The sequence below is a fragment of the Microtetraspora malaysiensis genome (assembly GCF_050947145.1).
Taxonomy (GTDB): Bacteria; Actinomycetota; Actinomycetes; order Streptosporangiales; family Streptosporangiaceae; genus Microtetraspora_A; species Microtetraspora_A malaysiensis.
Window position 1 is genome coordinate 6,272,033 of the sequence record NZ_CP191998.1, and the last position, 22,484, is coordinate 6,294,516.

General features: G+C 71.6%; 20 protein-coding genes and 1 pseudogene. 5 read left to right on the forward strand and 16 right to left on the reverse strand.

What is annotated here, in order from left to right; all coding sequences use genetic code 11:
• Nucleotides 1–80 precede the first annotated feature (80 nt).
• The 7 genes from ACQP1V_RS29605 to ACQP1V_RS29635 all read right to left on the reverse strand — a co-directional run bounded on the left by ACQP1V_RS29605 (nucleotide 81) and on the right by ACQP1V_RS29635 (nucleotide 7,368).
• The gene (locus ACQP1V_RS29605; protein WP_433413328.1) at nucleotides 81–1,682 is read right to left on the reverse strand and encodes a pseudouridine synthase; all 1,602 of its coding nucleotides are present in this window, start codon (nucleotides 1,680–1,682) and stop codon (nucleotides 81–83) included.
• Nucleotides 1,682–2,272, reverse strand: coding sequence for an SMC-Scp complex subunit ScpB (gene scpB / locus ACQP1V_RS29610; RefSeq protein WP_067128708.1), 591 nt, complete (start codon nucleotides 2,270–2,272; stop codon nucleotides 1,682–1,684). Before scpB ends, ACQP1V_RS29605 begins: the two co-directional genes overlap by 1 nt.
• A complete protein-coding gene (locus tag ACQP1V_RS29615) occupies nucleotides 2,259–3,074 on the reverse strand; it encodes a segregation and condensation protein A (RefSeq protein WP_245658156.1) in 816 nt (271 codons plus the stop codon). Before ACQP1V_RS29615 ends, scpB begins: the two co-directional genes overlap by 14 nt.
• 73 nt (nucleotides 3,075–3,147) lie before the next feature.
• On the reverse strand, nucleotides 3,148–3,990 hold the full coding sequence (locus ACQP1V_RS29620) for a ParA family protein (protein ID WP_433425991.1): 843 nt from the start codon (nucleotides 3,988–3,990) through the stop codon (nucleotides 3,148–3,150).
• 152 nt (nucleotides 3,991–4,142) lie between these two features.
• Nucleotides 4,143–5,072 carry a site-specific tyrosine recombinase XerD gene (gene xerD, locus ACQP1V_RS29625; RefSeq protein WP_433425993.1) on the reverse strand — a complete coding sequence of 310 codons (930 nt, stop codon included), beginning with the start codon at nucleotides 5,070–5,072 and terminating at the stop codon, nucleotides 4,143–4,145.
• Nucleotides 5,073–5,089: 17 nt separating this feature from the next.
• Nucleotides 5,090–5,701: an NUDIX domain-containing protein gene (locus tag ACQP1V_RS29630; RefSeq protein ID WP_387408911.1), complete on the reverse strand. Its 612-nt coding sequence runs from the start codon at nucleotides 5,699–5,701 to the stop codon at nucleotides 5,090–5,092.
• The gene (locus ACQP1V_RS29635; protein WP_067128694.1) at nucleotides 5,698–7,368 is read right to left on the reverse strand and encodes a CTP synthase; all 1,671 of its coding nucleotides are present in this window, start codon (nucleotides 7,366–7,368) and stop codon (nucleotides 5,698–5,700) included. Before ACQP1V_RS29635 ends, ACQP1V_RS29630 begins: the two co-directional genes overlap by 4 nt.
• A 144-nt stretch (nucleotides 7,369–7,512) precedes the next feature.
• Here ACQP1V_RS29635 and ACQP1V_RS29640 point away from each other — a divergent pair, with 144 nt between their 5' ends.
• Nucleotides 7,513–8,202: an acyltransferase gene (locus ACQP1V_RS29640; protein ID WP_433413330.1), complete on the forward strand. Its 690-nt coding sequence runs from the start codon at nucleotides 7,513–7,515 to the stop codon at nucleotides 8,200–8,202.
• Nucleotides 8,203–8,369: 167 nt separating this feature from the next.
• Here ACQP1V_RS29640 and ACQP1V_RS29645 read toward each other — a convergent pair whose 3' ends face one another.
• Nucleotides 8,370–9,971, reverse strand: a complete 1,602-nt coding sequence (locus tag ACQP1V_RS29645) for a phosphodiester glycosidase family protein (RefSeq protein WP_433413331.1) — start codon at nucleotides 9,969–9,971, stop codon at nucleotides 8,370–8,372.
• Nucleotides 9,972–10,194: 223 nt separating this feature from the next.
• Here ACQP1V_RS29645 and ACQP1V_RS29650 point away from each other — a divergent pair, with 223 nt between their 5' ends.
• Complete coding sequence (locus tag ACQP1V_RS29650; protein WP_433413332.1) at nucleotides 10,195–11,349, forward strand: NAD(P)H-dependent flavin oxidoreductase; 1,155 nt, start codon at nucleotides 10,195–10,197, stop codon at nucleotides 11,347–11,349.
• A 46-nt stretch (nucleotides 11,350–11,395) separates the two neighbouring features.
• On the opposite strand, the gene ACQP1V_RS29655 is transcribed toward ACQP1V_RS29650, so the two are convergent.
• The 5 genes and pseudogenes from ACQP1V_RS29655 to ACQP1V_RS29675 form a co-directional block, all read right to left on the reverse strand.
• The gene (locus ACQP1V_RS29655; protein WP_433413333.1) at nucleotides 11,396–12,730 is read right to left on the reverse strand and encodes a response regulator; all 1,335 of its coding nucleotides are present in this window, start codon (nucleotides 12,728–12,730) and stop codon (nucleotides 11,396–11,398) included.
• A 98-nt stretch (nucleotides 12,731–12,828) separates the two neighbouring features.
• Complete coding sequence (locus tag ACQP1V_RS29660; RefSeq protein WP_433425995.1) at nucleotides 12,829–13,632, reverse strand: ABC transporter permease; 804 nt, start codon at nucleotides 13,630–13,632, stop codon at nucleotides 12,829–12,831.
• The gene (locus tag ACQP1V_RS29665) at nucleotides 13,629–14,096 is read right to left on the reverse strand and encodes a hypothetical protein (protein ID WP_433425997.1); all 468 of its coding nucleotides are present in this window, start codon (nucleotides 14,094–14,096) and stop codon (nucleotides 13,629–13,631) included. Before ACQP1V_RS29665 ends, ACQP1V_RS29660 begins: the two co-directional genes overlap by 4 nt.
• A gap of 79 nt (nucleotides 14,097–14,175) precedes the next feature.
• A pseudogene (locus ACQP1V_RS29670) lies at nucleotides 14,176–14,448 on the reverse strand (ATP-binding cassette domain-containing protein); the annotation flags it as partial.
• A 304-nt stretch (nucleotides 14,449–14,752) separates the two neighbouring features.
• Complete coding sequence (locus tag ACQP1V_RS29675; RefSeq protein ID WP_387408890.1) at nucleotides 14,753–15,424, reverse strand: hypothetical protein; 672 nt, start codon at nucleotides 15,422–15,424, stop codon at nucleotides 14,753–14,755.
• Between ACQP1V_RS29675 and ACQP1V_RS29680 the strand changes: the two genes are divergently transcribed.
• A complete protein-coding gene (locus ACQP1V_RS29680; protein ID WP_433413334.1) occupies nucleotides 15,423–15,593 on the forward strand; it encodes a hypothetical protein in 171 nt (56 codons plus the stop codon). The two genes, ACQP1V_RS29675 and ACQP1V_RS29680, sit on opposite strands and share 2 nt — an antisense overlap.
• A 96-nt stretch (nucleotides 15,594–15,689) precedes the next feature.
• Here the strand turns inward: ACQP1V_RS29680 and ACQP1V_RS29685 are convergent, their stop codons facing one another.
• On the reverse strand, nucleotides 15,690–16,370 hold the full coding sequence (locus ACQP1V_RS29685; RefSeq protein WP_433413336.1) for a response regulator: 681 nt from the start codon (nucleotides 16,368–16,370) through the stop codon (nucleotides 15,690–15,692).
• Nucleotides 16,367–18,331 (reverse strand): histidine kinase, encoded by a 1,965-nt coding sequence (locus ACQP1V_RS29690; protein WP_433413337.1) that lies wholly within the window; start codon nucleotides 18,329–18,331, stop codon nucleotides 16,367–16,369. The genes ACQP1V_RS29685 and ACQP1V_RS29690 overlap by 4 nt, the downstream gene beginning before the upstream one ends.
• Between ACQP1V_RS29690 and ACQP1V_RS29695 the strand changes: the two genes are divergently transcribed.
• Nucleotides 18,330–19,247, forward strand: a complete 918-nt coding sequence (locus tag ACQP1V_RS29695) for a hypothetical protein (protein WP_433413338.1) — start codon at nucleotides 18,330–18,332, stop codon at nucleotides 19,245–19,247. The two genes, ACQP1V_RS29690 and ACQP1V_RS29695, sit on opposite strands and share 2 nt — an antisense overlap.
• 171 nt (nucleotides 19,248–19,418) lie before the next feature.
• Entirely contained in the window at nucleotides 19,419–20,024 is a 606-nt protein-coding gene (locus ACQP1V_RS29700; protein ID WP_433413339.1) for a DUF4126 domain-containing protein, read from the forward strand.
• Between the two features lie 233 nt (nucleotides 20,025–20,257).
• Here ACQP1V_RS29700 and uvrB read toward each other — a convergent pair whose 3' ends face one another.
• Nucleotides 20,258–22,369 (reverse strand): excinuclease ABC subunit UvrB, encoded by a 2,112-nt coding sequence (gene uvrB / locus ACQP1V_RS29705; protein ID WP_433413340.1) that lies wholly within the window; start codon nucleotides 22,367–22,369, stop codon nucleotides 20,258–20,260.
• Nucleotides 22,370–22,484 lie beyond the last annotated feature (115 nt).

Here is a 22,484-nt window from a genome sequence, read left to right on the forward strand (position 1 = left end):
TCCCCTTCTCGTTCCACCGCGCTCCCGCTCCGCCGCTCTTTCCGCCGCTCGGGGGCGCCGCCGTCTTTCGTCCGGTCAGGCTACAGGCCGACCGCCGCGTAGAGGTCGCCGACCTCCTGCAGGGTGAGCGCGCGGACCGTGCCCGGCTTCAGCCGGCCCAGCTTGACCGGGCCGAACTCGATGCGGGCCAGGTCGATCACCCGGTGGCCGGTCTCCTCCAGCAGGCGGCGGACGATGTGCTTGCGCCCCTCGTGCAGGACCACCTCGACCAGCGCCTGCTGGGCGTGCTCCTGGACGATGTGGAACTCGTCCACCTTGGCCAGGCCGTCCTCCAGCTCGATGCCCTTGCGCAGCACCCGGTGCAGGTCGCGCGGGATGGGGCCCGGGACCTTCGCCCAGTACTTCTTCTTCACGCCGTAGCTGGGGTGGGTGAGCCGGTGGGCGAGCTCGCCGTCGTTGGTGAACAGCAGCAGGCCCTCGGTCTCGGTGTCCAGCCGGCCGACGTGGAAGAGACGCGGGGCGAGATCCTGCACGAAGTCCTGCAGGCACGGCCGTCCCTCGGGGTCCTCCATCGTGCTCACCACGCCGATCGGCTTGTTGAGCGCGAAGTAGACGAGGTCGGACGCGGTCGGGATGCGCTTGCCGTCCACGTGGATGACCTGCTTGGACGGATCGACCCGCGCGCCGAAACGGCGGACGACCTGCCCGTCGACGGTGACGCGGCCGTCGCCGATCATCTCCTCGCAGGCGCGGCGGCTGGCCACGCCCGCCTGGGCGAGGACCTTCTGCAGCCGGTCGCCGCCGGGCACCTCGGTGGTGTCGCGCTCGTCGGTGTAGCCGGCCTCGTAGAAGTCCGGGTCCCGGAGCGGCTGCCGGGCGCTCTTGAACGGGTTCTCGCCCGCAGCGGCCCCGCGGCCGCCGGGCCGCCCAGCCGCCGGCTTGGCCCGGAAGTCGGGGCGCCCGCCCTCGCGCAGCTCACGGCGCGAGCTGTCCTTGCCGAAGCGGCCGCGAGAGCCGCCCCGCTCCCCGCCGCCGGTCCGGCCGATGGTCTGCACGTCGTCGCGGCGCTCACGGCGGTCGCGGCGCTCGCCCTCGGGGCGGCCGTACCGCCCGCGCGATCCGGACGGGCGCCCGTCGCGCTCGCGGTCGTCGCGCCGGACGTCCCGCGGCTCACGGTCGCGCCCGTCCCGGTCGCGGCTGTCCCGGTCACGGGCGTCACGCCGGCCGAAGTCGCGGTCACGTGAACCGCGATCGCGGTCACGGTCCCGGAAGTCACGGTCGCGATCGCGGAAGTCGCGGGACTCACGAGAATCCCGATCGCGGACGTCACGGTCACGGTCACGGTCGCCGGCCGACCGGCCGAACCGCCCCGCGCGGAAGGAGTCCCGCTCGCCCCGGCCGGCCCCGGCGGGGCCGCGGTCGCGGGAGAACCCGCGGGAGTCGTCGCGCTCGCCGCCCCGACCGGGCTGGCGGTCGCCCGCGCGGAAGGACCCGCCGCGGTCGTCGTCGTTCCGGCGCTCACGGTCGCCGTATCTGTCAGAACGGGGTGCCTGGGAACGGAACCCGCCGCCGCGTCCGGCGCGGAACCCGCCCTGGGATCCGCCTCGCGTGCTGCCGTCGCGCCCGCCGGTGCTCCGGCTCCGACCGCGTCCATCACCGGACGGGGTACGCCTGCTGTCCACTACTTCTGCTCCTCTAGGGTTTCCACATCGTCGGGGAGGAAGGGGGCGAGCTCCGGCAGTTCGCCGAGGTCCCGCAGGCCCAACCTCTCCAGGAAGTAACTCGTTGTCCGGTAGAGCACGGCCTGGCTCTCCGGATCGGTGCCGGCCTCCTCCACGAGGCCGCGCGCCACCAGGGTGCGCATGACCCCGTCGCTGTTGACGCCGCGGACCGCCGCCACCCTGGCCCGGCTGACCGGCTGACGGTAGGCGACCACGGCGAGGGTCTCCAGCGCGGCCTGCGTGAGCCGCGCCTGCTGGCCGTCCCGGACGAAGCGCTCCACCACGGGGGCGTAATCGGCCCGAGTGTAGAAGCGCCAGCCTCCGCCGACCTCCCGCAGGTCGAAACCCCGCCCGGCCGCGGTGTATTCCGCGGCGAGATCGCGCAGGACGGCCGCGACCTCTACGGTCGGGCGCTCCAGGACCTGCGCGAGCGTCACCTCGGCGACCGGCTCGTCCACGACGAGGAGGATGGCCTCGATCGCCGATCGGAGGGGGCCGGGCTCGGCCGGGGCCGTCGCGTCCTCGACGCGCTCGGACTCACTCGGACTCATCGTCGGCCCTCTTGCCCTCTTCGTAGTCGTCGCCGACGGTCACGTCCCCGTCGGCGGCGCCGGTCCAGGTCACGTAGAGCTCGCCGAGGGGCTCCAGCTGCTCGAAGGAGACAGCTGCCTCCCTGAACAGCTCCAGGACGGCCAGGAAACGCGCGACGACCTCGTACGTGCCCGCGCAGTCGGCGGTCAGCGACCGGAAGGTGGCCGTGCGGGCCAGCCTGAGCCGCTCGACAAGGATAGCGGCCTGTTCGCGGACGCTGGCGAGCGGTTGGTACATGTGGGTCACGGAAACCGACGGCGGGGTCTTCGGCGTGAAGACCTTGACGGCGATCTTGGCCAGCCGTTCCGGGCCGATGCCGAGGATCAGCTCGGGCAGCAGGCTGGCGAACCGCTGCTCCATCGGGACGATCCGGGGGAAGCGCAGCGCCTCCTCGGCCATCCGGGCCGAGAAGATCTTCGCGACCTCCTTGTACGCCCGGTACTGCAGAAGCCGGGCGAACAGCAGGTCACGCGCCTCCAGCAGGGCGAGGTCCTCCTCGTCCTCGACCTCGCCGGTGGGCAGCAGCCGGGCAGCCTTGAGGTCCAGGAGGGTCGCCGCGACGAGCAGGAAGTGGCTCGTCTGGTCGAGGTCCCACTCCGGCCCCCGGGAGCGGATATAGGAGATGAACTCGTCCGTGACCTTGTGCAGGGACACCTCGGTGATGTCCAGCTTGTGCTTGGAGATCAGCCCGAGCAGCAGGTCGAAGGGGCCCTCGAAGACGTCCAGATGCACCTGGAACGCGGTTGCGGGCTGCTCGGTCACGTCGCTCATTGTCCCGTACGGCGTCGCTCCCCGGGGACGGATCGGCCCGCCGGGCCGGGGTTTCGGGACGGGGTCAGACGCGGGCGGGCCAGCGCGCGAGCAGCTCGCGCGCCAGCTCCCGGTACGCGGTGGCGCCCATGGAGCCGGGGTCGAACTGGGTGATCGGCTCGCCCGCCAGGGTCGCGTCGGGGAAGCGGACGGTGCGGTTGATGACGGTGTGGAAGACCTTGTCACCGAAGCCCTGCATGATCGTCTGGAGCACTTCCCGGGCGTGCAGCGTGCGCGGGTCGTACATGGTGGCGAGCAGGCCGTCGATCTCCAGGTTCTTGTTGAGCCGCTCCTGGACCTTGCCGATGGACTCCATCAGCAGGGCGACGCCGCGCAGCGCGAAGAACTCGCACTCCAGCGGGATCATCACGCTGTGCGCGCAGGTCAGCGCGTTGACGGTGAGCAGGCCGAGCGACGGCTGGCAGTCGATCAGGCAGATGTCGTAGTGCGGCAGCAGCGGCTCGAGCGACCGCTGCAGGGCGTACTCCCTGGCGACCTCGTTGACGAGCCTGATCTCCGCGCCGGACAGGAAGATGTTGCTCGGCAGCAGGTCCATGCCCTCGACCGTGGTGTTGAGCAGGACGTCCTCGGTGGTGACGTCGGGCTCCTCCATGAGGAGGTCGTAGACCGTCGCCTCGAGCGGTCGCGGGTCGATGCCGAGGCCGACCGACAGAGCGCCCTGCGGGTCGAAGTCGACGAGGAGGACCCGCTGTCCGACCTCGGCGAGCGCGGCGCCCAGGTTGATCGTGGTGGTGGTCTTGCCGACGCCGCCCTTCTGGTTCACCATCGCGACGATGCGCGCCGGGCCGTGGGTCTCCGGCGGACTGGGCGTGGGGAAGACCGGGCGCACCCGGCCGGTGGGTCCGATCTCACGGCCGGGGGGTCCCGCGGTCCACGTCGCATCGGTGGTCGCAGTCACCTTGATGAACCTCCCTGACGGTCACGAACTCGACCGAATTTAAAGGCTTGGCACGTATGCGGCAAGGCGCCGCGCCCTTGGACGCGATATTCGGCCGCATTTCAGCGCAGGGCGCGCGGGTGGGCGGCCGCGTAGACCTCGCGGAGCTTGTCGACCGTGACCAAGGTGTACACCTGGGTGGTGGTCACCGAGGCGTGCCCGAGCAACTCCTGCACCACCCTAACGTCAGCCCCTCCGTCAAGGAGATGGGTTGCGAACGAATGTCGCAACATATGCGGTGAAACGCCGGAAAGACCGGCGCGCTCGGCGGCCTGTTGCAGGACCTCCCAGGCTCCCTGGCGGGTCAACCGGCCGCCCCGGGCGTTCAGGAACAGGCCCGAGGTCCCCCGGCCGTGCGCGGCGATCTGAGGCCGCGCCCTGACGATGTACGCGTCGAGCGCCTGGCGGGCGAACCGCCCGAGAGGGACGATCCGGGTGCGTCCCCCTTTGCCGCGCAGCCGGACCTGGTCCTCCGCCTCGGCGCCGGGCGACACGTCGTCCACGGCGAGGCCGACCGCCTCGGAGATGCGCGCGCCGGTGCCGTACAGCACCTCCAGGAGGGCGCGGTTGCGGAGGGCGAGCGGCGATTCCTCGGGGCCGGAGGCGGCGATGAGCCGCTCCACCTCGGCGACCGTGATCGCCTTGGGCAGCCTGCGGAGCTGGCGCGGCGGGCGGACCTCGTGCGCCGGGTCGTGGCCGGCCACCCCCTCACGCAGCGCGAAGCGGTGCAGGCCGCGCACGGCGGACACGGCCCGCGCGGCCGAGCTGGCGACCAGCGCGGGGTGCTCGTCGTCGCCCTCCCGCAGCGCTGCAAGGAAGGCGACGACGTCGGACTCGCCCACGTCGGCGAACGTGTCGAGCCCACGCGACCGGAGATGGTCCACGTAACGCCGCAGGTCACGCCGATAGGAGGCAAGCGTGTTGGCGGCCAGGCCCCGCTCCACCGCCAGATGGGCGAGGTAGCTGGACAGCACGGCCTCCGTCTCGCTCAGGACGTCCCCCTACGGACTCAGGCCTCCGGCGCGTCGGCGGGGCGGAGCCCCTTGAACCCGTCGGCGGAGGCGGCGTACGCGGCGAGGATACCGGCGATGGCGGGGGAATTGTGGATCATTCCCGTCATCGCCTTCTCCACCGCCTCCCCCAGGGGAACCCACTCCACCGGCATGCCGATCTCCTCGTGCCGGTGGACGTAGTCGTTCTCCTCCGCGGGGATCGGCGACAGGTCGCGGGCGAGGAAGATCCGGATGCGCTCGTCGCACATGCCGGGCGAGGTGTAGATGTCGACCAGCGTGTGCCAGGTGCGCGCCCGGTAGCCCGCCTCCTCGGCCAGCTCGCGGGCGGCGCACTCCACCAGCGGCTCACCCGGCACGTCCCTGATCCCGGCGGGCAGCTCCCAGAGCAGGCGCCGCACCGGGTGGCGGTACTGGCGGATCATCAGCACCCGGTCGTCCTCGTCGACGGCGAGCACCGCCACCGAGCCCGGGTGCACGACGTAGTCACGATCGGCCGTCTCGTCACCCGGCATGCGGACCGTGTCGGTCCGTACGGAGATCACCCGAGCGGCGAAGCGCTCCTTGGAGTCCGTGACCTCCCACGACTCCGGGACATCCTCGATCTTCACTTGCTCCGGCCCGCCTTCACCGTGGTCCCGCGTGCGTCGGCGTACGCGAGCGCGGCGCCGACCAGCCCCTTGAACAGCGGGTGCGGACGGGTGGGCCGCGACCGGAACTCGGGGTGGGCCTGGGTACCGATGAAGAACGGGTGCTGGTCGTTGGCGAGCTCGGCGTACTCGACGAGGCGGCCGTCCGGCGAGAGGCCGGAGAACACCATGCCGACCTTCTCCAGGCGCTCGCGGAAGGAGTTGTTCACCTCGTAGCGGTGGCGGTGCCGCTCCTCCACCTTGGCCTTGCCGTAGAGCTGGCGGGCGAGCGAGCCCTCGGCCAGCTTGGCCGGGTAGAGGCCGAGCCGCATCGTGCCGCCCATGTCGCGCTCGCCGGAGACGACGTCCTCCTGGTCGGCCATGGTGGAGATCACCGGGGCGGCGGCCTCCGGGTCGAACTCGGTGCTGCCCGCGCCTTCGACGCCGGCCAGGTTGCGCGCCGCCTCGATCACCATGCACTGCATGCCGAGGCAGATGCCGAGCAGCGGGACGGCGTTCTCGCGGGCGTGCCGGATCGCGCCGACCTTGCCCTCGATGCCGCGCACCCCGAACCCGCCCGGGATCAGCAGGCCGTCGACGCCGTCGAGCTCGCGCGCCGCCCCCTCCGGGGACTCGCAGTCGTCGCTCTTGACCCAGCGGATGTTGACCCGCGCGTCATTGGCGAAGCCGCCGGCCCGCAGCGCCTCGGTGACCGAGAGGTAGGCGTCGGGCAGGTCGATGTACTTGCCGACCAGGGCGATCGTCACCTCCTTGGCCGGGCGGTGCACCCGGCGCAGGAGCTGGTCCCACTGCGTCCAGTCCACGTCGCGGAACGGCAGGCCGAGCCGGCGCACGACGTACGCGTCGAGCCCCTCGGCGTGCAGCACCTTGGGGATGTCGTAGATCGAGGCGGCGTCCACGGCGGAGACGACGGCGTCCTCGTCCACGTCGCACATCAGGCTGATCTTGCGCTTGAGGCTCGTCGTGATCGGCCGGTCGGAGCGGCAGACGATCGCGTCGGGCTGGATGCCGATGCTGCGCAGCGCGGCCACGGAGTGCTGGGTCGGCTTGGTCTTCAGCTCGCCGCTCGGGCCGATGTACGGCAGCAGCGAGACGTGGAGGAAGAAGACGTTGTCGCGGCCCACCTCGTGGCGGACCTGCCGGACGGCCTCGAGGAAGGGGAGCGACTCGATGTCCCCGACCGTGCCGCCGACCTCGGTGATGACGACGTCGACGTCCGGGCCGGCCATGCCGCGGATGCGGTCCTTGATCTCGTTCGTGATGTGCGGGATGACCTGGACGGTGTCGCCGAGGTATTCGCCGCGCCGCTCCTTGGCGATCACGTTCGAGTAGACCTGGCCGGTGGTGACGTTGGCCGAGCCGTGCAGCTCGGTGTCGAGGAAGCGCTCGTAGTGGCCGACGTCGAGGTCGGTCTCGGCTCCGTCGTCTGTGACGAACACCTCACCGTGCTGGAACGGGTTCATCGTGCCCGGGTCAACGTTGAGGTAGGGGTCGAGCTTCTGCATGGTGACCCGCAGGCCCCGGAGTTTCAGCAGGCGTCCGAGGCTCGAGGCGGTGAGCCCTTTGCCAAGACTGGAGGCGACGCCGCCGGTGACGAACAGATGCTTGGTGTGTGCGGCGCTGCGCAAAGTGGCTCCCGTGGTCGTTGTGATCCCCAGCCGTCCAGATGGACGGCCGTCATGCCCACGGGCTCTCAGAATAACAAACCTTGTCCACTACGTGCACGAACCCGCCATAGCCCGCACTTCGACCGAGGAGTAACTTGTCCCGTTATGTCGATCGTGAAGCGCGCCGTGGGCCGTTTGCTCCACCGCGGCTGGGCATACGCGAAGGCGGCGGGGGCCGTCAGCCCGCTCTCTCCCGCGGATTATCGGTTCCGCCGCCTCGGTGATGGAGCGTGCCTGTCCTTCCCCGTCGGCGCGATCTTCGGCGAGGCGTGGATCGAGATCGGCGACCACACGCTCGTCGGGGAACGCGTGTCGATCTCGGCGGGCATGGGACCGGGCGTCGACCTCGGCCCCGGCTCCATCGTCAGGATCGGCCGCGGCTGCTCGATCGGCAGGGGCAGCCATATCGTCGGCCACCAGTCGATCGACATCGGCGACGACGTCTTCACCGGGCCGTACGTGTACATCACCGACCAGAACCACGTCTACGACGACCCCGAGACGCCGATCGGGCGGCAGTGGCCGCGCAACAACCCCGTCTCCATCGGCTCTGGCTCCTGGCTCGGCACGGGAGCGATCATCCTGCCCGGCACCCGGCTCGGCCGTCAGTCGGTGGTCGCCGGAGGCGCCGTGGTACGCGGCGAGTTCCCCGACCACTCCGTCGTGGCCGGGGTTCCCGCGAAGCTCGTCCGGACGTACACGCCGGATGAGGGCTGGCACTCCCCGCGCCCCGGCGGCGGCCCGGAGGCGGCGCGGGACGAACCGTCGGTGCACCTCCTGGCCTCGAACGAGTGACCGGCCCCAGGACGCCCGTACGACGGCCCTGAGCCGCCCTTCCCGGGCTCGCCGGCGTCCGGGGTCCGATCGGCCTTTCCGGCGGTGACGGCAGGTCGTCCGGACCGTCGAGCGGCCCGGACGTCCACCGCGGCTCGTCCTCTTGCTCGAGATCGGCCTCGCCGAGGTCAGCGCGTACGCGGCAGGACCTGGATCGTGTCGCCGACGGCACGCTCACCGGCCGCGTCGGAGGGACGGTTGACCAGCTCGCCGTTCACCGCCATCGCGGTGGAGCCGCCGCCGTCCAGGTTCAGCGCCTGCTCCGCGCCCAGGGACTTCATGAAGGCCGCCGCCTCGGCGATGGTGAAGCCCTCGCTGCCGCCGCTGAGCCGGCCGTCCACGGTGACCAGCAGCAGGCGGCCCTGCCGGTCGAGGCCCGCCATCGTGCGAGGCTGGCGGGTGTTCGACCAGGCGTACCCGAAGGACAGGTCGGCCGGGTCGACGATGCCCTCGGCGGCGGCGTCGATGCTGATCTCGCCGTTCTCCACCAGGGTCGGGGCGCCGCTGACGATGGTGTCGCCCGCGCCGAGCTTGGTCTGCCGGCCGTGGGTGTCGCGGACGACCTCCTTCACGGAGATCTTCCCGCCCGTCACGGCGTGGCCGCCGAGCCAGTCGGCCGCCTGGCCGATGCCCTGGAGCACGGTCTGTCCAGGGGCGACGACGCCGCCCCGGTCGCCTACCGCCACCACACGGTCCTTGGCGTCCAGCGTCACCTGCCTGCCGGGACCGGCCGGCAGGCTGCGGCCGTACTCGGAGGTGAACTCGACCAGGTCGTCGGCCATGGCGCAGGTGACGTCCTGGCGCGGCTCGGCGGTGGGGCTTCCGCCGTCCTGGCCGCAGTCACGTACGAGTCCGGGGGTGCGGTTGATGCCCCGGACGGCGTAGGTGGAGCCGCCGGCCCGGGCGGTGACGGTGGTGGTCAGGTCGGCGATCCGGCTGTGCCGTCCGCCGCCGGTGAGGATCAGCGCGGCGCGCGACCCCACCGCCATCGACGCCAGCCTCCCGTCGTGGGCGCTGATGCCCGCCTGGATGCCCTGCGCCCCGTCCGCGTCGGAGGTGACGAAGAAGCCCCCGTTGACCCCCACCAGCGACCCGAGCTTGGCGGCCACCGAGGAGGTCGTCTCCCGCTGGGCGACGTTGCCGTCGTGGGTGGCGGTGACCGAGCCGTCGAAGGCACGCGGGTCGATGATCGCGACGTGGATGTTCTCCCGGTCGGCCGGCTGGTCCGCGTCGTAGCCGGTCCACTCGACCGCGGCGCGGAAACCGGCGGCGGTGACCTTCGCCGCCGCGCTCGCCGCCTCACCCTGGGTCGGGTAGGTGCCGACCCGGACGCGTACGCCCATCAGGCCGTGCGGCGTGTCGGTGTAGCCCGGCCAGTCGATCCTCGTCAGGTTCGGCTCGAACCCTGCGGCGCGCAGTTTGTCGGAGGTCTGCGCGGCCCACGTCTCCGTGCCGACCGCGGCCCATGCCTGAGCGCCGGTGAACCGGGCCGTGACGGGCGCCTGCACCGTGACGGCCCAGCTGGGCGCGGCGGTGGGATCGGTGATGACGCCGGTACGGACCTCCACCCCCGGCGCGACGGTACGCGTCGTCCACTGCGCGGTGGGCGCGACCTTCTCGGCCGAGATGGAGGGGGCGTCCGCGGCGGCGACCGTGGTCATCGACAGCGGTGCCGTGGCGGCCGCCATGGCCGCGACGGCGAGGGTAAGCCGTGCTCGGCGGTTGTTCATTGCACATCCTTGTGACTCGATGAACGGCCGAAGGACCAGACATATGGGGGCTTCCGACCGAAATGACCAAGTCGGGAGTCCAACGTGGCTGGGCGAACGACAGGATCTGATCACGGATGCGCACGTGGACGAATGGATGAACGCTTGGTTCCGGCGACGATCCGCCCGCCCTCCACAACCGCCGACTCTGGACCGAACATCGTTCTGGGCGTAGGTTCGCGGCATGCGCACCAGGCTCACCGAGCGCTTCGGCGTGGAGTTCCCGCTGTTCGCCTTCAGCCACTGCCGCGACGTCGTGGCCGCGGTGACCAACGCGGGCGGGTTCGGCGTCCTCGGCGCCGTCGCCTACTCGGCCGACCGGCTGGACGAGGAGCTGACCTGGATCGACGCCCAGGTCGGCGGCCGGCCGTACGGCGTGGACGTGCTGGTCCCCGGGAAGATCGACGCCGCGGCCGCCGCACCAGGCGCGCGCCTGCCCGACCTCATCCCGGAGGCGCACCGCGACTTCGTGGACCACCTGTTCCGCAAGTACGGCGTCGGCGCCCACAGCGGTCCCGGCGAGATCGGCGCCGCCGGGGCCGGCAGCCCCGGGGACGCGGACGACGTGGGCCGGAGGGTCACCCACGAAGGCGCGACCAGGCTCATCGACGTCGCGCTCAAGCACCCCATCGGGCTGATCGCCAGCGCCCTCGGGCCGCCGCCACCGGAGATGGTCGAGCGGGCACGGGCGGCCGGAGTCCCGGTCGCCGCGCTGGTCGGCACGGTCGAGCACGCGGCCCGGCAGGTGGCGGCGGGCGCGGACATCATCGTCGCCCAGGGCGCCGAGGCGGGCGGGCACACCGGCGAGGTCTCCACGATGGTCCTGGTCCCCCAGGTCGTGGACGCCGTCGCTCCGGTCCCCGTCCTCGCCGCCGGCGGCATCGCCGACGGCCGCCAGGTCGCCGCGGCGCTCGCCCTCGGCGCGGAGGGCGTGTGGTGCGGCTCCGTGTGGCTCACCACGGACGAGGCCGAGACGCCCCCGGCGGTGAAGCGCAAGATGCTCGCCGCGACATCGGGTGACACCGTCAGGTCGCGCTCGCGCACCGGCAAGCCCGCCCGGCAGCTCAGGTCCGCCTGGACGGAGGAATGGGACGGCGCCCCGGACAGCCCCGGGCCCCTCGGCATGCCGCTCCAACTGCTCCTCGCCGAGGAGGCGATGGCCCGGGTGGGACGCGCCGCCGAAGCGGGGGTTCCGGGAGCGCGCGAGCTGGCGAACTACTTCGTCGGACAGGTCGTCGGCCAGATGAACCAGGTCAAACCGGCCCGCCAGGTGGTCTACGAGATGATCGAGGGGTACGCCGACGCGGTCGAACGGCTCCGCGCCGTCACCGACTCCTGACCGCCCGCGGCCTGCGGTTCGTCATCGACGTACCGGCCCACGTCCGTCAGATCCAGCCGGACTCGGCGGCGATCCGCACCGCGTCGGTCCGGTTGCGTGCGCCGGTCTTGGTGATCACGGTGGAGATGTAGTTGCGCACGGTCGCGGCCGACAGGCAGAGCTGTCCGGCGATCTCGGCGGTGGACGCGCCCGAGGCGACGGCGGACAGCACGGCCGCCTCGCGCTCGGTGAGCGGACTGACCCGGCTGCTCACGGCCGCGGCCGCCAACCCGGAGTCGATGGCCTGCTCCCCCGCCGCGACCCTGCGGATGCTCTCGGCCAGCCGTTCCGTGGGCGCGTCCTTGAGCATGAACCCGGACGCCCCCGCGTCGAGGGCGCGCCTGAGGTGGCCGGTCTGCGCCATGCTGGTGAGGATCAGCACCCGGCACTCGGGCAGAGCGCTCCTGAGTCGCATGGTGGCGCCGATGCCGTCGAGGCCCGGCATCTCGATGTCGATGACCGCGACGTCCGGCCGCGTCGCGAGCGCCTGGGACACCACCCGGTCGCCTCGCGCGGCCTCGCCGGCCACCTCTATGTCGCCGGTGAGGTTCAGCAGGGCGACCGCCGCGGACAGCTCCGCCCCGAGGTCGAGGTTCGACCGCGTGTCCACCACGCCCTTCACCTCGGTCTGCGCGTCGCGGGTGATCTCCATCATCGCCTCGAGCTCCGGGCGGACCCGGCTCCGATCCACGTCCACCAGCGCGAGCGCCAGCTCCAACCTCAGCGTGATCGAGGTCAGAGTCTGCCCGAGCAGGTCGTGCAGCTCCCGCGCCACGCGAAGGCGGTCCTGGCAGAGCGCCGCCTCGGCGAGCGAGTTCCGCAGTTCACGCAGTTCCCGTACAAACCGGGCGTAGTGGACGACCCCGAACTGGACGACAGCCGTGGCGAGCACGTTGACCGTGCCGAAGAGCACCTCGGCCGGCCCCTTTCCCAGCAGCGCCAATCCGATGACCTGCGCCAACGTCACTCCCACGAGCATGGCGGCGGCGCCGCGGACCGGCAGCATCAGCATCGCCGCGGCCCCGGCGATGCTCGGCATGTAGATCCACATCTCCGTGAAGACCGGCCAGAGGCCGTAGACGACGGCCACGATCGCACAGAGAGCCCACACCCGCGCCCGCCCCTGGGGCACCCCCGCGACGTGGCGATGGACGGCCCGGCCGTAGAGCACCAGCAGACCGGACAGGATCGCGCCGGCGGCCAAGGCGGGCAGCCCCCCGCCGGCGAGCAGGTAGGTGACGGGCACGGTGCTCCACAGGACCGCGGTGACCGCGATCACCACCCCCGTCAGCCGCCTGATCTGCGCATCGTTCGCGGAGGCGGGCCGTTGTTCCTCTGCCACAGAAGTCTCCGGACGTCCGGGTAGGCCACGACGTATCCCCAATCGTGACAAAGCCCGCCTTCTCGATCAACCGCCCGCGCCGAGGGGGCCGGCCGCGGTTAGCCGCGCCGGGGCTCCCACCTGAACCACCTCTTCCCGGCCCACAGCGCGGCGACCAGCCACGCGGCCAGCACCAGCCAGCCGGACCCCATGACCTGGAATCCCTCCAGCACGCCGACCTCGGGTGGGACGGCCGAGCCTGTCTGGTGCACGAAGTCCCGGCCGACGTAGGCGGTGCGTACCCCCTGCGCGATCGGCGTGATCGGCAGGACGGCGGCGACCGCGCGCAGCCAGCCGGGGAACTCCGAGACCGGGTACGCGAACCCGGAGAAGCCGATCGTGAGGAGCAGTACCGGCATGCTCACCATTACGGTCGTCCCTTGTCCGGGGACGCGGCCGCTCGCGGCGACGGCCAGCGCGGCGAACACCGCCAGCCCGGCGATCAGGGTGACCACGAGCAGGGCGGGATCGGCCGGCAGGTCGATGCCGTGCAGCAGCTTCGCCATGGCGATGAGCAGCACCAGCTGAAGGAGGCCGACCGCGATCACCGTGAGGATCTCCCCGCCGAAGATGGCCAGGTCGGGCAGCTCAGTGCCACGCAGCCGCTTGAGTATCAGCGCCTGCCGCCTGCCGACGAGCGCCTCCACCAGATTCAGGAACCCGGTCATCGCCACCACCATCACGATGACTCCGGTGACCATGTAGACACTCATCGTCGCGCCGCCCACCTCGCCGTCCGGCATGATGAGCGGCATCAACCCCCCGAACAGCAGCGGCAGGCCGAACGCGACGACGACGGAGGCCGGGGTCCGCCAGAAGATCTTCTGGCGGAGCAGGAACTGGGAGAGCGTGTACGCCTTCACTGCCGTGCCTCCCGTCGGGCCGGATCGGCGATGTCGAGGAAGACCTCTTCCAGGGTGGCCTGGCGGACGTCCAGGCCGGTGATCTTGACGCCGTGCGCATGGGCCCAGGCGAGCACGGTGTGCGCCACGGCCTCCGGGTCGGGCGTGACGACCACGCAGCGCCGTCCCTGGCTCGTCAGGGTGGCCTCCAGGCCGAGGGACAGGCCGTCCGGCCGCACGCCCTCGGGCAACTCGAAGGCGACCCGCCCCGTGCCTCGGCCGAGCACCTCGGCCATCGTGCCGTAGGCCACGATCCGGCCCTTGTCCATGATCGCCACCCTGGCGGCGAGGTCCTGCGCCTCCTCCAGATAGTGCGTGGTCAGCAGCACGCTGGTCCCGCCCGCGGCAAGGTCGGCGACGAGGTCGCGTACCCGGTGGCGGGCCTCGGCGTCGAGGCCCGAAGTCGGTTCGTCGAGGAACAGCAACTCCGGACGGCCCAGGACGGCGAGCGATGTCCAGCTTGCGCTTCTCGCCGCCGGACATGTCTTTGACCCTGGTACGCGACCGATCGGTGAGCCCCACCATGTCGAGCGGCTCGTCAGTGCTCCGCGCACCGGAGGTGAACCGGCGCCAGGCGTCCACCGTCTCCGCCGCCGACAGCTCTCCGAACAGACCGGACTCCTGCAGGACCAGGCCGGTCCTGGCGCGCAGCGCCCGGCGGTCGGACGGGTCGTGGCCGAGAACCGTGGCGGTCCCGCCGGATGGCTTGAGGTACCCCTCGAGTATCTCGATCGTGGTCGTCTTGCCCGCGCCGTTCGTGCCGAGCAGCGCGAACACCTCGCCCCTCATCACCTCGAACGAGATCCCGTCGACGGCGGTGAAGCCGCCGTAGCGCTTCCGCAGGCCGGCGACCTCGATCACCGTCTCGCCCATCCTCACCTCCGGGTTCGCGCGGCACCGCCTGCGGCTTCGCCGTCAGGAGCCGCCGGATCCCACGGTCCACGCGGTGAGCGCCGACCCGCGCGAGGTGACAATGATCAAGTCGTCAGGCTCCGCCGCCCCGCTGCCCTTGCGTGACCAGATTCGCGCTATCCGACAATTACCACCAGAAGCAACTAACACTCATATGTCGTGATATTCATCATTTCGGATAATCATCCGTTCCCGATTCCGACATTTGCTCCCGATGCGCGAACTCCCGCATCTCCCGCTGCACGGCACGGGCCAGGGTCAACATGCCGGAGAGTTCCTCGCGCAGCCGCTCGGGATCGCCGTCCACCTGGGCCAGCGCCCGGGCACCACGGGTGCCGATGTCGCCCAGCCGCTCCCCCAGCAGCGCCTGGAGTTCGCCGGCGATCCTGGCGCGCTGGCCGTCCACCTCGGCCGCGACCAGTTCCGCCCTGGTCTCGTACAGCGTCCGCGCCGTCTCCGCGAAACGCGTGAGCCCGTAGAGGGGCAACGCGACCACCACGACCAGGAGAGCCGTGTAGAGGGCGGCGGGCGGAGCGTCGCCCAGGAGCAGCGCCACAGGGAACTCCGCAACGACCACCACGGCGAACACCACGAAGGAGTACGGCCGGCGGAGCAACCCCAGGGCCATCGAGGCCAGGAAGGGCACCACGGTCGTCCACCACGCACCGAGGAACGGCAGCGGGCAGTAGGCGAGCACGGCCATGGCGCCGACCGCCCAGCGGTGCGCCCACCTGGGCGGCACCATGGTGGTGGCCAGGACGTACAGCGTGATGACGGCCACGCAGAGCGCGAGGCCGATGATCCGCCGCGCCGGCGGCCCCTGGGAGACCAGCACGAGCATGGATCGCGAGAAGATGGAAATCACCAGGATCAAAATGGCGATGCGACTCAGCCGTAATTCCAATGGCGCGCCGGGCGCGGGACGTTCCCGCCCACCGATATCCGCCATCGATCCGATTCCAGCCTTCTGCGCCTATCCTGTCGGAGAGCATTGCAACCCGATCCCGTGAGCGCAATACGTGCGGCGTGCGCATTCGCGACCGCCGGAAATTACGGGTCGCCCCCGGGCGGCGCCCACGCGGTACCCGCTTCCGCTACCCGCCCGGTCAGGAATCTCCTTGGCGTGATCGCGTACCGAGTCCGGCCTGGCGGGCACGGACGATGGCCTCGGCCCGGTCGGCGACCCGTAGCTTGGCGAAGATCGCCGAGATGTGGTTGCTGACGGTCTTGACGCTGATGACGAGGTGCCGCGCGATCGCGGAGTTCGAATGGCCCGCGGCGATCAGGTCGAGGACCTCGCGCTCGCGCGCGGTCAGCTCGGGGAAGGGCTCGGCGGCCGGTGCCGGCCGCGGCGCGCCGGCGAAGAAGTCGATGATCCGGCGCGCGACGCTCGGGCCGAAGACAGCCTGCCCCGCGGCGACGGAGCGGATCGCGCGGACGATCTCCTCCTGCCGCGCCCCCTTGACCAGGTATCCGGAGGCGCCGGCCCGCATTGCCCCGAAGACCGACTCGTCGTCCTCGAACATGGTCAGCACCAGGATCCGGGTCGCGGGCGCGCTCCGCAGGATCGCCCTGGTCGCCTCCACCCCGTTGGTCCCGGGCATGTGCAGGTCCATGACCACGACGTCGGGGGCGGCGAGCAGGGCTTCACGCCGGGCGGACGCACCGTCTCCGGCCTCGCCGACCACGTCGATGTCGGGCAGGGAGGCGACCAGGGCGCGCAGCCCCTCACGCATCAGCGGGTGATCGTCCACAACGACGATGCGGATCGTGCCGTCCACGGTCATACGCCCTCCAATGGCAGCAGGGCGTGGACGAGTCCCCCCTGGTTGGTCGGTCCGGCGGTGAGCGTGCCGCCCAGCTCCGCGGCGCGCTCGCGCATCGAGCGCAGGCCCACGCCGTGGGACCACGCGCCGGAGGCGTCGGCGCCGTTGTCGCGGATCTCCAGGTGCAGCGCGCCGTCGGCGCGCAGCGAGACTTCGCAGGTGTTCGCCCGGCTGTGGCGCAGGGCGTTCGTGACCGCCTCGGTGGCGATCCGGTACGCGGCGACCTCGACGGCGGCGGGCAGCGACGGCAGGTCGTCGGGGATGTCCACGGTGACCACGAACCCGGCCTGGTCGCGACGCCAGGACTGCTGGGCGCGCTGCCGCAGCGCTCCGGCGAGCCCCAACTCGTCCAGATCGGGCGGGCGCAGGTCGTAGACCAGCCTCCGGATGTCCGCGATCGCGTCGGCGAGGTCGTCGCGCAGGTCGAGCAGCAGCCGTCCGCAGTGCTCCGGATCGCTCCGCAACAGGTTGTGCGCGGCGTCGGCCTTCAGGGTGACCGCGGCCAGCGCGCTGCCCAGGCCGTCGTGCAGGTCCCGGCGCAGCCGCCGCCGCTCCTCCTCCCTGGCCGCCACGATGTGCCTGCGGGACTCGCGCAGGCGTTCCGACAGGCGTACGGCCTGAAGAGCGAGGCCGACCGGCGCGGCCAGCAGGTCGAGAGCGCGCCGGTCGACGGTGGACAACCGTGCCTCGCCCGCCCGGAGGCCGACGAGCAGGTCGGCCTTCTCTCCTTCGGCCACCTCGAGGGCCACCACGTGCCAGGCCGGCGTGGGGCTGCCGCACGCCGCGATCAGGCGACCGTCCGACCTGACGGCGGCGTAGGGCAGCCGCAGCGCCTCGCAGACCGCGTTGAGTACGCCGTCCAGCCCCGTCGCCAGGCGCGCCCCCACCCGCGCGGCCGCCTCGGCCGGGTCGCGCCGCCGCCCGTACATGAGCCGGTCCACGAAGGACTGCAGGGCGGACCTCGCCGGCGCGAACGTCACCGCGATCACGCCGGTCGCCACCAGCGGGCTGGCCGACAGCCACTCTCGGGCCAGCGGGGCCAGGCCCGCGACGATGCCGAGGTACGCCCCCACCACGCCCACGGTGAGCAGGCCGTACACCAGGGAGCGGTTGACGATCAGCCGGATGTCGTAGAGCTGGTGGCGCACGATCGCCACCGTGGCCGCCGCCGGGACGAGCGGCAGGGTGAGCAGGAACAGGACCGGGCCGTCGGTGGTGACGATGCGCTGCAGGTTCAGCACCACGAACAGCACCACCGCCCACAGCAGCCACATCACCTGCAGCCGCTCCGCGCCGCCCGACCGCCGGGCGCGCAGCCCGAGCGCGACGAGGCTGCCCAGCAGCACCAGAGCCGCGGCGGCGACGAACACGGGCACCAGGGCCGCCGCCACCCGCCCCACGGCCGCGGGCAGCAGCGGGCTGTGATCGGCCGTCGGGTCGCCCGCGTCGCCGCCCGGCCGCAACGTCACCGCCGGGGCGAGCAGGGTCAGCGCGAGCGTCACCGCCGCCAGCGGGCGCCACCGGGGGGACAGCGGGCGACCGTCGGGGAAGAGCTGCAGGATCAGGGGCAGGCAGACCACCGGCGCCGGGATCCACACGGTGATGCCGACGAGGTCGACGGCCCGCTCCCATCCGGGCGACAGCGCGAAGACTCCCGACAGCAGGCCCAGGCAGGCCACGCTCACGGTGTAGCAGGCGCCGTAGGCCACGAAGAGCAGCCCGATCCGATGCCGCGGCCGGTGGGCCAGCACCAGCGCGCCGAAGGCGGTGAACGTCACCGACATGGCGGTGTTGGTCAGCAGGTACGCCCCCGCCGCGTCGGCCACGCTGAGACCGCCCGCGAACCACGCCCCCCAGCTCGCGGTGTCCAGGAGACCCGTGACCGCGACCGCCGCGACAGGTCCGGCTCGTTTCACCGCCATGCGCCAATCATCGGGGCCGCCCGCCCCGATGACCATGGGTGTGTACTCCCATCTCGTCCGGGAGCATCTGGGACCGATCCGGGGGCCGGCGCCCACGACGGCGGGGGCGAGCGCCCGCCAAGCTCCGAAGCGCAGGGAACCGCAGGACGAACGACACCCCTCGGAGGACACCATGCACCCCGGCACCCGGCCCGACCCGGCGACGACGAGCGACCGCACGTCGCCCACCGCGCGGCCGCACGATGTGCGCGGCTTCTGGCGCGTCCTTCTCGCGGTGATCGCGCCACTGCCCATGCTCGCGCAGGCCGTGTACTACCTGCTCAACCCGATCGACGGAGGAGCCTCCTTCGCCGAGACGGTGACGGCCTACGCGGCCGATCAGCAGCTCCTGGACGTCCTCAGGTTGGCCGGGGCCGTCTTCGTCGTCGGACTCCCGGCCGCCACGTTCGCGGTCATCTGGGCGGCCCGTCGCGGCGCCCCGAGGCTCACCTCGTTCGGTGCGTTCATCTCGCTGCTGGGCTCCTTCTCCGGGATCGCGCTGATCACCGGTGGCGGCCCGCTCGCGTATTACACCGTCCGGTCGGGACTCGACGTGGGCGCCATGACCAAGCTCTCCGACGATGTGCTGGAGAACGATCCGGTGCAGATGGTGGCAGGCCTGCTGTTCATCGTGGGCATCGTCATCGGCCTGCTCCTGCTGGGCCTCGCGCTGTGGCGCAGCCGCGTCGCCCCGGCCTGGACAGGATTCGCCCTGGCGGTGGGCGGCTTCACCCACCCGTTCCTCCCCGGCCACGTGGCCCAGGGCGTCGGCCTGCTGGTCGCCGCGGCCGGCTTCGCCGGGGCCTCGTACGCGCTGCTGCGGATGCGGAACGACGACTTCGACCTTCCCCCTTTGCGTCCCGCCACAAGCAGGTGAGGCCCGCTTCGCATCGCGCCACGAGCGGATGAGGCGCCCGCCAACCGCTACGGCCGCCGGCCTCCTGCCGGCGGCCGCGCCGGGTTGTGCGCGGACCGGGGATGATGGACCCCTGCCGGATTTCCGCGCCGCACCAGGCACCGGCACGCGGACACGTTCGTTGGAGGGGTGATGTTCGCCGCACTCACCGGGCTCGGCCTGTCTACCGCCGCGGGGCTGAATGCCTATATCCCGCTGCTCGTCGTCGGGCTGGCCGCCCACTTCACCGACGCCGTACGGCTGCCGCAGGGTTACGAGTGGCTCTCCAACGGCTGGGTCCTGCTGATCGTCGCCGTCCTCCTGGTCGCGGAGATCGTGCTCGACAAGGTGCCGGTCGTCGATCACGTCAACGACATCATCCAGACCGCCGTACGACCCGCGTCCGGCGGAGTGGTCTTCAGTGCCACGGCGGCCGCCGCCGAGCTGGACAACTCGGCCTGGATGGCGGAGCATCCCGCCGTCGGGTGGGTCCTCGGCATCGCCGTCGCCCTCGTCGTCCACGCGATCAAGGCGAGTGCCCGCCCGGTGGTGAACGTCACCACGGCCGGCGTGGGCGCGCCGGTGATCAGCACGGTCGAGGACGCGGGCGCGCTGGGCATGAGCCTCATCGCGATCTTCCTGCCGGTGCTGGTCATCGTTGCGGTCGCGGTGCTCGCCTTCGTCGGCTGGCGCCTGGTCCGCCGGGTGCGCCGCCATCGCGCCTCCCGCCGGGCCGCCCGTGCGGCGCAGCCCACCTGAGACCGCCCCACACCGAACCAGCCGCACCCCGTCGCGGTACGGGTACCGTCCCGCTCTCAGCGCTCGCCCCGGTCGCCCCCAGGGCAACGCCGTGACCGGTCGCGGGCGGCCGGTCGCCCCTGGCAAGGCCGTGGACGGCCGTCCACGGCGTGTCGCACACTCGCAGCCCATCTCGGTGGGGCACCCGCCGGGAGCCGTGGTCGGCCGCCCGGCGGGGCGGCGTGCCGGAGCGGTTACTTCACCCCGGCCTCGCGCATGTCACGGAGCTCGCGCTTGAGCTCCTTGATCTCGTCACGCAGCCGCGCGGCCACCTCGAACTGCAGGTCGGCCGCGGCCGTGTGCATCTGCTCGGTGAGCGACTCGACCAGGGACTCCAACTGGGCCCGGGGCATCTCCCCGGCGATCGCCTTGGCGTGCTGCCCCGCCGGACGCGACGCGAGCCCGGGCACCGGAGCCTTGCCGCGCGACTGCTGGCGCCCTCCGCCGCCGAGCAGCTGGGCGGTGTCCGCGTCCTCCCTGGCCAGGCTGTCCAGGATGTCGGCGATCTTCTTGCGCAGCGGCTGGGGGTCGATCCCGTTCGCCTCGTTGTAGGCCATCTGCTTGGCCCGCCGCCGGTTGGTCTCCTCGATGGCCCGCTCCATGCTGGGCGTGACCTTGTCGGCGTACATGTGGACCTGGCCGGAGACGTTCCGCGCGGCGCGGCCGATCGTCTGGATCAGCGAGGTCTCCGAGCGCAGGAAGCCCTCCTTGTCGGCGTCCAGGATGGCCACCAGCGACACCTCGGGCAGGTCGAGGCCCTCACGGAGCAGGTTGATGCCGACCAGCACGTCGAACTCGCCCATGCGCAGCTCGCGCAGCAGCTCGATCCGCCGGAGGGTGTCCACCTCGCTGTGCAGGTAGCGCACGCGGATGCCGTTCTCCAGGAGATAGTCGGTGAGGTCCTCGGCCATCTTCTTCGTCAGCGTGGTGACCAGGACGCGCTCATCCTTCTCGGTGCGCACCCGGATCTCGTGCATCAGATCGTCGATCTGCCCCTTGGTCGGCTTGACGACGACCTCCGGGTCGACCAGCCCGGTCGGGCGGATGACCTGCTCGACCACGTCACCCTTGCACCGGCCCAGCTCGTACGGCCCCGGCGTGGCCGACAGGTAGACCGTCTGGTCGATCCGCTCCAGGAACTCCTCCCACTTGAGCGGACGGTTGTCCATCGCCGACGGCAGCCGGAACCCGTGCTCGACCAGCGTGCGCTTGCGCGAGGCGTCCCCCTCGTACATCGCGCCGATCTGCGGCACGGTCTGGTGCGACTCGTCCAGGACGAGCAGGAAGTCCTCGGGGAAGTAGTCGAGCAGCGTGTTCGGCGCGCTGCCCTGCTCCCGGCCGTCGATGTGGCGGGAGTAGTTCTCGATGCCGGAGCAGGTGCCGATCTGGCGCATCATCTCGATGTCGTACGTGGTGCGCATGCGCAGCCGCTGCGCCTCCAGCAGCTTGCCCTGCTGCTCCATCCGGCTGAGTGACTCGGTCAGCTCCGCCTCGATGTCGCGGATCGCCCGCTCCATCCGCTCCGGCCCGGCGACGTAGTGCGAGGCCGGGAAGATGTACAGCTCCTCGTCCTCGGTGATGACCTCGCCGGTCAGCGGGTGCAGCGTGGCGAGCTTCTCGATCTCGTCGCCGAACATCTCGATCCGGACGGCGAGCTCCTCGTACTGCGGGATGATCTCGATCGTGTCGCCGCGCACCCGGAAGGTGCCTCTGGTGAAGGACAGGTCGTTGCGCGCGTACTGCATGTCGACGAGCCTGCGGAGGAGCTGGTCGCGCTCGACCTCCTGGCCGACCTTGAGCCGGACCATGCGATCGACGTACTCCTGCGGGGTGCCGAGGCCGTAGATGCAGGACACCGACGCCACCACGACCGTGTCGCGGCGGGTCAGCAGCGAGTTGGTCGCGGAGTGGCGCAGCCGCTCGACCTCCTCGTTGATCGAGGAGTCCTTCTCGATGTAGGTGTCGCTCTGCGGAACGTACGCCTCGGGCTGGTAGTAGTCGTAGTACGACACGAAATATTCGACAGCGTTGTTCGGCAGCATCTCGCGCAGCTCGTTCGCGAACTGTGCGGCGAGCGTCTTGTTCGGCTGCATGACGAGCGTCGGTCGCTGCAAGCGCTCGATCAGCCAGGCGACGGTCGCGGTCTTGCCGGTGCCGGTGGCGCCGAGGAGGACATTGTCCTTGGCTTTCCCCTTAACCCGGCGCTCCAGCTCCGCGATCGCGGTGGGCTGGTCGCCGGACGGCGTCATCTCGGTGATCACCTCGAAGGGTGCCACTTTACGCTGCAGGTCGGTTACGGGCCTCACGTCTGCATAACCTACGCCGGGCCACCGACATTTCTCGCCTCGGGCCCGCCCCACCGCCCGCACGACGACGGCCCCGCCCCGAGTCGACGGCGCGCAGCCCAGGCATGGGCCCGTT